At 44.7% G+C, this 12,354-nt stretch carries 13 protein-coding genes and 1 pseudogene; 7 read left to right on the top strand and 7 right to left on the bottom strand.

Features of this window, described 5'->3' with window-relative positions:
• Positions 1–71 precede the first annotated feature (71 nt).
• Together D1614_RS08620 and D1614_RS08615 are read right to left on the bottom strand one after the other, a co-directional pair.
• Complete coding sequence (locus D1614_RS08620; RefSeq protein WP_147384129.1) at positions 72–479, bottom strand: hypothetical protein; 408 nt, start codon at positions 477–479, stop codon at positions 72–74.
• A 39-nt stretch (positions 480–518) separates the two neighbouring features.
• The gene (locus D1614_RS08615; protein WP_119437511.1) at positions 519–1,082 is read right to left on the bottom strand and encodes a peroxiredoxin; all 564 of its coding nucleotides are present in this window, start codon (positions 1,080–1,082) and stop codon (positions 519–521) included.
• Between the two features lie 144 nt (positions 1,083–1,226).
• Here D1614_RS08615 and D1614_RS08610 point away from each other — a divergent pair, with 144 nt between their 5' ends.
• Positions 1,227–1,643: a zinc ribbon-containing protein gene (locus D1614_RS08610; RefSeq protein WP_119437510.1), complete on the top strand. Its 417-nt coding sequence runs from the start codon at positions 1,227–1,229 to the stop codon at positions 1,641–1,643.
• Here D1614_RS08610 and D1614_RS08605 read toward each other — a convergent pair.
• The 4 genes and pseudogenes from D1614_RS08605 to D1614_RS08585 form a co-directional block, all read right to left on the bottom strand.
• Positions 1,640–2,383 carry a hypothetical protein gene (locus D1614_RS08605; RefSeq protein WP_147384127.1) on the bottom strand — a complete coding sequence of 248 codons (744 nt, stop codon included), beginning with the start codon at positions 2,381–2,383 and terminating at the stop codon, positions 1,640–1,642. The genes D1614_RS08610 and D1614_RS08605 overlap by 4 nt on opposite strands.
• A 5-nt stretch (positions 2,384–2,388) precedes the next feature.
• Positions 2,389–2,841 (bottom strand): GNAT family N-acetyltransferase, encoded by a 453-nt coding sequence (locus D1614_RS08600; protein WP_119437508.1) that lies wholly within the window; start codon positions 2,839–2,841, stop codon positions 2,389–2,391.
• A gap of 169 nt (positions 2,842–3,010) precedes the next feature.
• Positions 3,011–3,375, bottom strand: a pseudogene (locus tag D1614_RS26465) (endonuclease domain-containing protein).
• An 81-nt stretch (positions 3,376–3,456) separates the two neighbouring features.
• Positions 3,457–4,815: a GntP family permease gene (locus D1614_RS08585; protein WP_119437505.1), complete on the bottom strand. Its 1,359-nt coding sequence runs from the start codon at positions 4,813–4,815 to the stop codon at positions 3,457–3,459.
• Between the two features lie 204 nt (positions 4,816–5,019).
• Here D1614_RS08585 and D1614_RS08580 point away from each other — a divergent pair, with 204 nt between their 5' ends.
• The 6 genes from D1614_RS08580 to D1614_RS08555 all read left to right on the top strand — a co-directional run bounded on the left by D1614_RS08580 (position 5,020) and on the right by D1614_RS08555 (position 11,297).
• Positions 5,020–5,688: a cobalamin B12-binding domain-containing protein gene (locus D1614_RS08580; RefSeq protein ID WP_119437504.1), complete on the top strand. Its 669-nt coding sequence runs from the start codon at positions 5,020–5,022 to the stop codon at positions 5,686–5,688.
• Between the two features lie 11 nt (positions 5,689–5,699).
• Positions 5,700–6,587 carry a homocysteine S-methyltransferase family protein gene (locus D1614_RS08575; RefSeq protein WP_119437503.1) on the top strand — a complete coding sequence of 296 codons (888 nt, stop codon included), beginning with the start codon at positions 5,700–5,702 and terminating at the stop codon, positions 6,585–6,587.
• A gap of 295 nt (positions 6,588–6,882) precedes the next feature.
• Positions 6,883–7,572, top strand: coding sequence for a succinate dehydrogenase cytochrome b subunit (locus D1614_RS08570; RefSeq protein WP_119437502.1), 690 nt, complete (start codon positions 6,883–6,885; stop codon positions 7,570–7,572).
• A 13-nt stretch (positions 7,573–7,585) separates the two neighbouring features.
• The gene (locus D1614_RS08565; protein WP_119437501.1) at positions 7,586–9,526 is read left to right on the top strand and encodes a fumarate reductase/succinate dehydrogenase flavoprotein subunit; all 1,941 of its coding nucleotides are present in this window, start codon (positions 7,586–7,588) and stop codon (positions 9,524–9,526) included.
• 40 nt (positions 9,527–9,566) lie between these two features.
• The gene (locus D1614_RS08560; RefSeq protein WP_119437500.1) at positions 9,567–10,328 is read left to right on the top strand and encodes a succinate dehydrogenase/fumarate reductase iron-sulfur subunit; all 762 of its coding nucleotides are present in this window, start codon (positions 9,567–9,569) and stop codon (positions 10,326–10,328) included.
• 150 nt (positions 10,329–10,478) lie between these two features.
• On the top strand, positions 10,479–11,297 hold the full coding sequence (locus D1614_RS08555) for a hypothetical protein (RefSeq protein ID WP_147384123.1): 819 nt from the start codon (positions 10,479–10,481) through the stop codon (positions 11,295–11,297).
• Here D1614_RS08555 and D1614_RS08550 read toward each other — a convergent pair.
• Entirely contained in the window at positions 11,294–12,232 is a 939-nt protein-coding gene (locus D1614_RS08550) for a CPBP family intramembrane glutamic endopeptidase (RefSeq protein ID WP_119437498.1), read from the bottom strand. The two genes, D1614_RS08555 and D1614_RS08550, sit on opposite strands and share 4 nt — an antisense overlap.
• Between the last annotated feature and the right edge of the window lie 122 nt (positions 12,233–12,354).

The following is a 12,354-nucleotide window of genomic DNA, read 5'->3' as shown; positions in this document are numbered from 1 at the left end:
TTTTACCCGAAAGTCCGGAACAAAAAAAGGAGCAATAATGCCCCTTTGGTATCTAAATATAAAATTAGCTTTTACCAAGTCCAGTTTGGAAATACATTTCCTGCTCCGTTAGAGTGGAACCTTACCCGAAACTCACCTTTGCTATTGATTTTTACGTTGTCGTCAACCATAAATTCAATGGCTTTTCCAGTGTCATCGAAAGTTAGCGGATGTGTCAATGCAATGTAATTCATGCCGTTTTTTGGGATTAGAAAATTACCGTCCGGTAGTTGGAAGTGCGCAATTTTTGTAATGTTTCCCGAAGGCGACACAACGGTAGTGTAACTAAGAGCCTCGATTTCGATCTTGGGACTATCCCGGTCGGGGTGTGGAATCTGCAAGGTTAATGTTTTTGAAAAATCTACGACTGCCTGGGATCTTGCTTCGTTGGCAAACATCAGCACAAAGCTTACTAAGAATAGAAAGATTATTTTCTTCATTATCACAATCTTTAAGCAGGGCTGCAAATCAGTGCTAATTTAAGAATTGTTTTTAATGAATTCTAATATTTGTTGGGTGTCTTTTGTGGCATCTACTTCGGTGTTTTTATAGACGATTTTGCCTGCTTTATCGATGATAAATGTCCATCTGCTGGCGGTAACTCCACGGACGAGGTCAAAATCATGCCCGCCTATTTCGCGGGTGATGCTGCCTCCTTCGCGTGTCGGAACTCCGAATTTTTTGGCAATACTGCCGTCCGCGTCCGAAAGAAGCGTAAAATTCAGGTCGTTTGCTTTTTTGAAGAGTGCCAGACCTTCCACATTGTCGCCGCTAACTCCCACTACAACAGCATTGGCTGAGGAGATTTCAGTTTTGAAATCACGGTAAGCACAAGCCTGTTTGGTACAGCCGCCTGTCATTGCAGCGGGGTAGAAATACACAACGATGAACTTTTTTCCAACGTAATCTTTCAGATCCCAACTTGATCCGTCGTCGGCCAGTGTTACGAATTCAGGGGCCATATCACCCGGATTCAACTCCTGCGAAGAAGCGTTTGTTGCAAAAACCGATAGTAGTATCATAAGTGCAAAAATTGTTTTCATTGTTATAATTTTTCAACTTTTGCTATTAATACAAACAGAAATAAAAAAAGTTCTTGCAAAATGCTGTTATAAAACTACTTTCTGTTGCTTTGAAAGGTTTTTAAACCATCTGAAAATGATTAACTTTAGCAAAATCACTGTTGCATGGGGCAAGCTTATTCATATCAATGCGATCACTGTGGATACGAGGAAAATTTTAACCAGGGACACGGGTTTTTGGTCCATTCCCAGCCTTTACGCGACTATCTGAAGCAGCCTTTGCAGATCTTTCACTATAAAACCCATCGCTTGCTGCAAAAACTGGCGCAGGAAAACAGGCCCTTGTTTTTAAAAGCCGGTTTCCAGATTTATAAATGTCCGCACTGTAAAACGTTGCACGACAAGATTGAAGTAACGGTTTATGATGATGATGAGGTGGTGCACAAAACGGAATTCAGATGCAATCAATGTAAATCGCGTCTGAAACTTACCAATATTCACCGCCTTAAAAAAGCGATCTGCCCCAAGTGTCACCGGCGCACCTTTCATCGAAATCACACTTATCTGGCTTTGTGGGATTAATTGGCGGCTTTGCTGAGGCAGTCTTCGTATAATTTCTTAAACCGGTTGTTGGCCGGATAATCGGCACTAAGTGTTTGGAAATGCTGAGCTCCTTTTCTGAATTCTTTTTCATAATCCAGGTAAATCTTTCCAACAAAATAGGTTGAAAGGGTGGCCGTGATGTTGTTTTCCGAATGGGTGAGTTTTTCCATTTCAGTGAGCGCTGCAATTCTGTTTTCCTTTTTATTGGCGATGAAAAATGGCTTCAGGTAATTGTCGAAATACAGGATCAATGCACTGTATAAGCGAAATAGTTCCTGCTGGTCGGAAGTAAGCAGTGTTGATCGGTCCTTTAATTCGTTGAAAAGAATCAATGTCTTTTTCCGGGTCAATATGGCGTCAAAAACCCGGTAACGTTTTAGCTGATAACGCAATTGGTAAGAAAGCATGATCAGCTGAATTGCTTTTTGATCAAAGGTTTCAACCGAACGAAGGTTGTATTTGGTGAGTGTTTGCTCAAACGCCGGGTAGTTGGGAGTGTCAGTTCCGGTTACGTTTTTCCAGTAGCTCAGGTCAATGTCGAGTACTGCGTAGTAATAGGCATCGATGATTGGCTGATTGGAAGTCAGCAGAACGGTGGCCGAGTCGTAGTGCTGGTTGTAGGTTAATCGAAAAATACGGTTGTTAAGGTCATCCTGTGCTTTAGGGTGCAAAGGGATGAGCAGAAGAAGAAATAGGCTGGTGAAAAAGCTCTTCGCCATTTGGGTTACTGCTTTTTATATTCGAGCAACATGCCGAAATGAGGAATCCCATCTTCCAGGTATTCTTCCGTGATTACAACAAATCCAAGCTCTTCGTAAAATTTCTGCAGGTATTTTTGTGCGCTGATTTTTATTTTTTCAGCGTTCCATTCCTTTAACATGAAATCTTTGGCTTCCTCCATCATTTGAATTCCCAGGCCCGTTCCCCGTTCCGACTCTTTTACCACTACCCGCCCAATCGAATAATCGCTAAACCGTGACCCGGGTTTTAGAAGCCTGGAACAGGCAACCACAACTCCGTCTTTTCTGAGAAACTGGTGAATGGCTTCTTTGTCGTGGCCGTCCAGGTCGTTGTAAACACAGTTTTGTTCCACCACAAAAACTTCTGCCCGAAGTTGCATAATACCGTAAAGCTCTTCGTTTGTAAGCTCCGAAAAATGTTTGAATTCGAATTTCATGAGTCGAAGTTAGAAATTTCAAGACTATAAAAATTCTTATTAGAATGGAATCTACTTAGAGATATTTATTTCTTGCAGACAATGAGGTAATTAGATGGTGTTCTTACTTTCTTCGTTTTTCCCTTGTAAGGGAAAATGTCGACAGACAAAAGGGTAGAGAGAGAGAAAATTAAGCAGTAAAGGCTGAAATAATTCGTTGTACAACCTTGTCCATATTATCGAGTTCTGCGTTTTTAAATCTAAGTATTTTTATACCCATGTTTTTCAAAATTTCATCGCGTCTCTGATCCTTTTTTTGTTGAATTCGTGAATCTTTCCATCTAGTTCAATCGCCAGGTTTTCTTTGAAACAGTAAAAATCAGGAACATAGAAAAAATGCTCATCTCCGATGGAGTCGTATATAATGGCATGTTGTCGTAGAAATTTCCTACCCTTTAATTGATTGCGTCTTAGGTATCTCCAGAGCTTTCGTTCTTCAGGAGTAGCTTCGTGTCTTAACTTTCGGGCGGTTTGTTTTATTTGTTCGTAGCGCATTTTGTTTATTTTTTTACCCCTCACCCTGTCGGGAGCTCCCCTTAAAAAGGGAGCGTTTCTGAACTTCTTTCTCGTATAAATTTAGAAGAATAAACTCAGCAGCAAGGTAAAAATCAGTCCGCACACGGCAATGATCGATTCCATGACGGTCCACGAGCGGAGGGTTTGTTTTTCGTTCATCCCGAAATATTTTCCGACCAGCCAGAATCCGCTGTCGTTTACGTGCGAAAGCAAAGTAGCGCCCGAAGCAATGGCAATCACCACCAGTGCGCGGTGCGGATCGCTTAACGCAAATTCCTCGAGAACGGGAGCAATAATTCCGGCGGCGGTGATCATGGCAACAGTTGAAGAGCCTTGCGTAACACGAACAACGGCTGCCAGCAACCAGGCCAGCACAATGGGCGGAAGTGCTGAGTTCGCCATGGACTCGGCCATTATTTTTCCGATTCCGCTGTCAACCAGCATTTGTTTGAGCACGCCACCCGCGCCCGTTATCAGAATGATAATTCCTGCGGGGCCCAGTGCTTTGGTGCTTAGGTCGAGTATTTTCTGCCTGTCCATTCCGCGACGGATGCACAGAAAGTAGATAGCTGCCAGTGTCGCAATAATAAGGGCTGTGAAGGGGTGTCCGAGAAATTCGAGCAAATCTGTCCAGACAGATGGGGCGATTATCTCTTTTTGAACAGCAAGCCCGGTAAAAGTATTCACAAGAATCAGTAACAACGGGATCGCAATCATGGCGGCAATCAGCCGGAAGGAGGGTAGCGCGTTCGGATCGTACGATTTTTCATTGTTGGCTTCCAGTTCGGGCGGGGGCGTGAGGTATATTTTTCCTGAAATGTATTTTCCCCAAACCGGGCCAGCAATTACTGCGGTTGGAAAACCGATAATGGCGCCAAAAAGAATCACCCAGCCAAGTTGTACATTAATAATATCGGCCACAGCCACCGGTCCGGGAGTGGGGGGTATAAAACTGTGCGTGGCAGCTAAACCAGCCAGCAAGGGAATTCCGTAGTATAAAAGTGATTTTTTTGTGTCGCGCGACAAAGCATAAATAATTGGCACGAGGATGATAAAACCAACGTCAAAAAATACCGGGATAGCCACAATAAACCCGGTGATAACCATGGCCCACGAAGCACGGTCGGTGCCAAATTTCTTGACCAGGTAGTGCGCCAGTGCTTCTGCTCCGCCCGAACTTTCCAGCATTTGTCCGAAAATGGCTCCCAGCCCCACCACCGTAGCTACAAAACCCAATGTTCCGGCCATTCCCTCTTGTATGGAAGTTGAAATGTCTTTCAGTGGCATTCCGGAAATAATTCCAACATAGATGGCTGTGATCAGCAGGGAAATAAAAGCGCTGATCTTGAATTTCAGTACCAGGAAAAGAAGCAGTGCTACCGCCGAAAATATAATAAACAAAAGGAAAGGCGTACTCATAGGTTTTTGATTTAGTGGTGCTAAAGTTAGAATTTCAGTCGGTTTATTCCAACCGGATGTAGATGCTGAACGTAATAAAAGTACTTTGGCACCTTCGGATGTTTTTCGTTGATTTTGTGCTTATCCTTTTCAAAATTTCCCGGTGCTTTTTTTCGATTATCTAAACGATTTCATAATCTTTACACAAGCAGATACAATACGACCATGAACGAGATCTTATCTAAAATTGCCGGGTGTGTGGAATTCGGCAAAATTAACAGGGCAGCGCCCTATCCTCCTCATATGAAAGATCAGGAGGGTGCCGATGAACTCACGCGGCAGGCGCTGGAAGAGGGCGTTTCGGCCCAGGATATTTTGACCAAGGGATTGATGCCCGGAATGGAGAGAATCGGGATAAAGTTTCGGGAAAACAAGGTTTTTGTTCCGCAGGTGCTGATGGCGGCAAAAGCCATGAGTACGGCCTTGGTCCATCTTAAACCGTTTTTTCTGACAGGGGAAGTAAAGCAAAAAGGAACTTTCATCATCGGTACGGTGGAAGGCGATCTGCACGACATTGGCAAAAACCTGGTGTCGATGATGGTTGAAGGCAATGGCTGGGAGGTGATTGACCTGGGAATTGATGTAAAAGCCGAAACTTTTATTGAAGCGCTAAAGAAACATGAAAATGCGATTGTGGGGCTTTCGGCCTTGCTGACTACTACCATGGTAAATATGGAGCGGATTGCCAAAGCGATCCGGGCTGAAATTCCGGAGGCAAAAATTGCGGTGGGCGGAGCGCCGGTAACGCAGGACTTTTGTGACCGGATTGGTGCCGATGCCTATTCGGCAGATCCCCAAGGGTTGGTGGAGTTCCTGAATTCGTTAGTTGCTTAAAACAATCAGAAATGGGAAAGATCGTTGATCAGATCATGCAGGGAAGGATCCTGGTGTCGGACGGAGCCTGGGGAACATTTCTTCAGCAAAAAGGATTGAAAGCCGGCGAATGCCCCGAAGAGTGGAACCTTTCGCATCCGGATGATGTGTATGACATTGCCAAAAGTTATATTGAAGCGGGTGCTGATATGGTGGAAACCAATAGTTTTGGAGGTACTTGTTTTAAGCTGGGAAGATATGGCCTGGGGGATAAGGTTTTTGAGCTGAACAAGGCAGCTGCTGAACTAAGTCGCAAGGCAGCGGGCAATAAGTTTGTGTTGGGATCGGTAGGGCCTACCGGAAAAATCCTGATGATGGGCGATGTAAGCGAAGACGAGATGTATGAAGCTTTTAAAGAGCAGGCGATGGGCTTGGAGGCCGGTGGGGCCGATGCGATTATGATTGAAACGATGACCGACCTGGACGAAGCACGAATTGCCATCCGGGCAGCAAAAGAAAATACGCAGTGCGAAGTTTTCTGCACCATGACGTTTGAGAAAACGCTTAGCGGAGAATTTCGCTCGATGATGGGAATCTCCCCAACCGATATGGTAAACACGCTGGTGGATGCCGGCGCCGAACTGATAGGTGCCAATTGTGGCAACGGCATTGCCAATATGATCGGTATTGTAGAAGAAATCCGAAAGGCAAATTCTGCCGTTCCGGTGCTGGTACATGCCAACGCCGGAATGCCGGTTTATTGCGACGGTGAAACCCATTTTCCGGAAACACCCGAAGAAATGGCGAGACTTGTTCCGGAATTACTGCGTGCCGGTGCGAATATTATCGGCGGTTGTTGCGGAACAACGCCTGAACATATCCGCAAGGTGCGGGAGGTATTGAGTAGTACTCGGTGTTGATTTTGCGATTAGAATCATACTGCGCCGGTCAACGGAAGAGTATTTTCTGGAGCTTAAAAATTGCCAAATGCGCTTTTAGGTGAAAAATTGCCGCTTCTGTTTATGCAATATTTCCATTATTTACGGCATAACTCACTCTAGTTCAAACTTCAATTTAAACCCAAAATTAAATTGTTTGTAGAAACATTTTAAATTAGCTATTTTAGATCGCCTTTTTTGCGGATAATAGGGGGTTCATCTACATTTGTGATGCTCTTTTAAAGAGTTATTAAATCAACCAAAATATAAATAGATTATGAGCAAATTTTTAACTGCCTCAATTGGAAGAAAGTTCATAATGAGTGTGTCGGGTCTTTTCCTGATGGTATTCATTGCGGTCCATTTAGGCATCAACCTGTTACTTATTTTTGATGACAGTGGTGATTTGTTTAATCAGGGGGCTCATTTTATGGCAACCAACCCACTTATTAAAGTAATGGAACCCGTTTTAGGATTGGGATTCATAGTTCACATCTTATGGTCGTTCATGCTGGAGTACCAGAACTGGAAAGCACGTCCGGTGAAGTACGCCAAAAAGAACATGAGTGGTGCCAGTACATGGGCTTCGCGTAACATGCTGGTGCTGGGTGGATTGGTGCTGGTTTTCCTGATCATTCACATCCTCGATTTCTTTGTGAAAATGAAATTCACCGGGCATCACTTGCTGGAAGAAGTAGTGGTTAAGGGAGTTCACATGGAAAATGCGTATGCACTTGTATCTACAGCATTTATCCAAAGCACTGCGCTGGGCATTTTCTACATCATCGGTGGAATTTTGTTGGGTGTACACCTTTCACACGGATTCTGGTCATCATTCCAGACACTGGGGTTGAACAACAAGTACTGGTTAAAAAGATGGCAGGTTATTGGCCAGATTTATGCCGTAGTTGTGGCCCTTGGTTTTGCGATTATTCCGCTTTATTTCATGTTTGGATTGAACAATTAAAAAGGAAAGAATTATGAGCATTTTAGATAGTAAAATACCTCAGGGCCCATTGGCCGAAAAGTGGACCAAGCATAAATCGGCCATCAAAGTGGTGAGCCCTGCAAACAAGCGTAAATTAGAAGTTATCGTGGTTGGAACCGGTTTGGGAGGTGCTTCGGCAGCTGCTTCACTGGCCGAACTCGGATACAAGGTAAAAGCATTTTGTTACCAGGACAGCCCACGTCGTGCGCACTCGATTGCAGCACAGGGTGGTATCAACGCTGCAAAAAACTACCAAAACGATAACGACTCGGTTTTCCGGTTGTTTTATGATACAATCAAAGGGGGCGACTACCGTGCCCGCGAAGCCAACGTTTACCGTTTGGCCGAAGTTTCACCCAACATTATCGACCAGTGTGTGGCACAAGGTGTTCCGTTTGGTCGCGAATACGGCGGTTTGCTTGACAACCGTTCATTTGGTGGGGTGTTGGTAAGCCGTACGTTTTATGCGCGCGGACAAACCGGACAACAGTTGCTGATTGGTGCGTACCAGGCTTTGAACCGTCAGATTGCCAAAGGCAGTGTGGAAATGTATAACCGCCACGAAATGCTGGATGTGGTTGTTGTAGATGGAAAAGCTCGTGGGATTATTGCCCGCGACCTGGTAAGCGGAAAAATCAAAAGATTTGGAGCACACGCAGTAGTGGTGGCAACCGGTGGTTATGGAAACGTATTCTTCCTTTCAACCAATGCGATGGGAAGTAACGGATCGGCAGCTTGGCAATGCTACAAAAAAGGAGCGTTCATGTCGAACCCTTGTTTTGTACAGATCCACCCGACCTGTATTCCGGTACACGGCGACCAGCAATCAAAACTGACTTTGATGTCGGAATCGTTGCGTAATGACGGTCGTGTATGGGTTCCGAAGAAAAAAGAAGATGCAGTAAAATTGCAGAAGGGCGAGATCGGCCCGAATGATATTGCTGATGAGGATCGCGATTTTTACCTCGAAAGAAGGTATCCTTCGTACGGTAACCTGGTTCCGCGTGACGTTGCTTCGCGTGCTGCCAAAGAGCGTTGCGATGCAGGCTTTGGTGTAAACGCCGAAGGAAAAGCTGTATTCCTCGATTTCAAATATTCGATCGAAAGATTGGGTAAAGATGTGATTACTGCCCGTTACGGAAACTTGTTCCAGATGTACGAAAAGATCACCGATACTGATCCGTATAAAGAGCCGATGATGATCTACCCGGCTATTCACTATTCAATGGGTGGAACCTGGGTTGACTACAACCTGATGACAACCGTTCCCGGTTTGTATTCGATTGGTGAAGCCAACTTCTCGGATCACGGTGCCAACCGTTTGGGTGCTTCTGCTTTGATGCAGGGATTGGCTGACGGATATTTCGTATTGCCTTACACCATTGGTGATTACCTGGCTGACGAAATTATGACGCCGAAAACCGATGTAAATGCTCCGGAATTTGTGGAAGCAGAAAAAGCGGTGACTGACAGAATTGAAAAGCTATTCAATGTAAAAGGTTCCAAGCCGGTGGATTATTTCCACAAAAAGCTGGGACATATTATGTGGGATTACGTGGGAATGTCGCGTAATGCAGAAGGTCTGAAAAAAGCCATTGAGGAAATCAAGGTAATCCGCGAAGAATTCTGGAAAGACGTTCGTATTCCGGGAGAACTGGATAACCTGAATCCGGAACTGGAAAAAGCAGGTCGTGTTGCTGACTTCCTGGATATTGGCGAACTGATGGCACGCGATGCACTGGATCGTAACGAGTCTTGCGGAGGTCACTTCCGTGAAGAATCGGCAACCGAAGAGGGCGAAGCAAAACGTAACGACGAACAGTTTACTTACGTTTCGTGCTGGGAGTACAAGGGAGAAGGCCAGGAGCCGGTATTACACAAAGAAGATTTGGTTTTTGAGAATGTGAAACTCACACAACGTAGTTACAAGTAGTCTCACGACTCAAATCTATTAATCTTAAAATCGAAAAGAAATGGCTGATAAAATTCTGAAACAACTCAAAATAAAAGTTTGGAGGCAAAAGAACGCTAAATCCAAAGGAAGATTCGAGACTTATACGATCGAGAATATTTCGACCGGATCTTCTTTCCTTGAAATGATGGACATTTTAAACAACGACCTGATTGAAAAAGGAATTGACCCGATCGCTTTTGACCACGATTGCCGCGAAGGTATTTGCGGAACCTGTAGCTTGTACATCAACGGACGCCCGCACGGACCAGACACCGAGGTAACTACCTGTCAGTTGCACATGCGTAAGTTCAAAGATGGCGAAACCATCATTATTGAACCCTGGCGTGCGCGTGCTTTCCCGGTAATTAAAGACCTGGTGGTAGACCGCAGTGCTTTTGAGAAAATTCTTCAGGCCGGTGGTTTCGTGTCGGTTAACACAGGTGGTGTGCCCGATGCAAACGCTATTCCGGTGTCGCGCGAAGATGCGGAAGAATCAATGGATGCAGCTGCATGTATTGGTTGCGGAGCTTGCGTAGCGGCTTGTAAAAACTCATCGGCGATGTTGTTTGTATCTGCAAAAGTTTCTCACCTGGCCAAGTTGCCGCAAGGGAAAGTGGAAGCCGATACACGTGCCATGAGCATGGTAGCAAAAATGGATGAACTTGGTTTCGGCGGTTGTACCAACACCCGCGCTTGTGAAGCTGAGTGCCCCAAAAGCATTTCTATCATGAACATTGCCCGCCTGAACCGCGAGTACTTAAAAGCACGTTTGAGCAGATAGTTTGTTAACTTATCATAGTTTGAAAGCCTTTTCTTTGCGGAAAAGGCTTTCTTTTTTCATATAATTCACAACCGGATGTGCATAAGTTACAAGGCGAAGGCCTGTATCTGAGCTTGCGATTCTTTAAATTCGCAAAAACAAGGAGGACTTATGCCATACAGAAGATTACCCACGACGGACAAGGCAAGGCTTCGCGCGTTGGAAGCAGCCCTGAAAAAAGTAAACGCCATTACAACCCGAAATATCCCTTTTGCCAAACATTCGATCGAAGAGCTGCAGAGCGTAAAAAACCAGTTCGAAAATACGTTGAAGCATTACGAGCTGAATATCAAACAGCAATCGGACAATAACAAACATTATAAAGCCACCCAGGAAACCGCACGTCTGTATCTTTCTCATTTTATCCAGGTACTGTTATTTGCTTCGGAAAGAGGCGAAATAAATGGCGGATTAAAATATTATGGCAGCCTTTTGGACTTGGGAGGTAAAGTTCCTGCGCTGAATACAGAACAGGAAATACTGGAATGGGGGCGTACTATTGTTAACGGAGAACAAAACCGTGTACGGCAGGGCGGAAGTGCCATTTACAGCCCGTCGATTGCGTTGGTAAAATTCAAATTGGAAGAGTTCAGCGATGCAGCTATATTTCAGCAAAATCTGAAACGAAATACGCTGAGAGCCTTCGAGAAAATGCAGCAGCTACGTAAAACCACCAACGACTTTATCTCTCAGTTGTGGACCGAAATAGAAAGTCACCTGGAGTTGGAAGCGGGGTCGGAAGAAGAAAAACGTGCCCTGGCCGAAGAGTTTGGGATTGTTTACGTATTACGCAGAAAAGAACGAAAATTGCTGCAACAACAGGAGGAGGTTGAAAACGTTGAGGAGCCAAAAGAAGAAATTTCATTGGAAGGCAAAGCAGAAGAAAAGCCAACGTTTGTGCAGCGCGATCTTTTTATGCAGTTTAACTAGTACAAAATTTCGCTTGCAACAATCTTGTTGCCGGCGTTTTCCCTTTTTATCAGAAATAAAAGTGCAGCAATAATTACAAGGCTGATGGTAGCCGCGTAGTAGCTGGTGGAACCGTAATCTTCCACTCCTTCACCAATGGTTCCGTTGTTCACCAAAAACATGGCGGTAACAGCGATTGCATTGTTTAGAAAGTGTCCCAGCATCGGGAGCCACATCGATCCGCTCCACACCAAAAGATACCCAAAAACAGCGCCCAAAACCATGCGCGGGATAAAGCCAAAAAACTGCATGTGCATGGCACTGAAAAGGATGGCTGAGATCCAGATTCCCCAGTGGTGGTTGCGGGTCATCCGGGTAAAAATTTTCTGAATAACTCCCCGGAACAACAACTCTTCACCAATAGCCGGTAAAAACGCCACCATAAACAGGTTGAAAGCCAGTCCCGGAATGGTTCTCACATTCAAAAATGCTTCGGTTAAACGGGCAGCTTCCTCTTCCGAGTTGCGCATCCATTGCTCTACGTCCGACAACCAGCTGGGGAGAGACAAACGGCTGTTTAGTTCGGCGGTGAAATTGATAAAGGGCATCATAAAAACCATCAACACAATTACCATCAGAAAAGAGGAACCCTGGAATGATTTATTCAGGTAAAGGTATTTCGAAATGCTGCCTTGGTAAAGGTAAGCGAGAATTAGCGGGGGGAGAATAAATAAACCGATGGCCTGAACGGTTTGAAAGTATTTTAATACGATCAGGCTCTGCGGATTTTCCAGATCGCCAAGAGTGGGAAGACTGAGTATGGAGTCGAATCCAAAAACGGGAACGGCAATTATCAAAGAAAGGATCAGGAAAGCCAGAAAACACACCAAAATTACAAAAGCGGAGAATAAAAGTTGGGGAAAAGGCTTCATGCCCCTGAATGCAGTAATTGCCATATTTTTTGTTTTTGGAGTAAAGATAATTTTTTGCCTGAGTTCAGAAAAGCGTTAGTCATTCCCGTGTCAACGGGAATCTGCTCATGTTTAAGATTCCCACGAAAGTGGGAATGACTATTGTG

The organism is Maribellus luteus (genome assembly GCF_003576475.1).
Taxonomy (GTDB): Bacteria; Bacteroidota; Bacteroidia; order Bacteroidales; family Prolixibacteraceae; genus Draconibacterium; species Draconibacterium luteum.
Note: the sequence above shows the minus strand (reverse complement) of the source record. Positions and strands in the feature narration are given on the sequence as shown.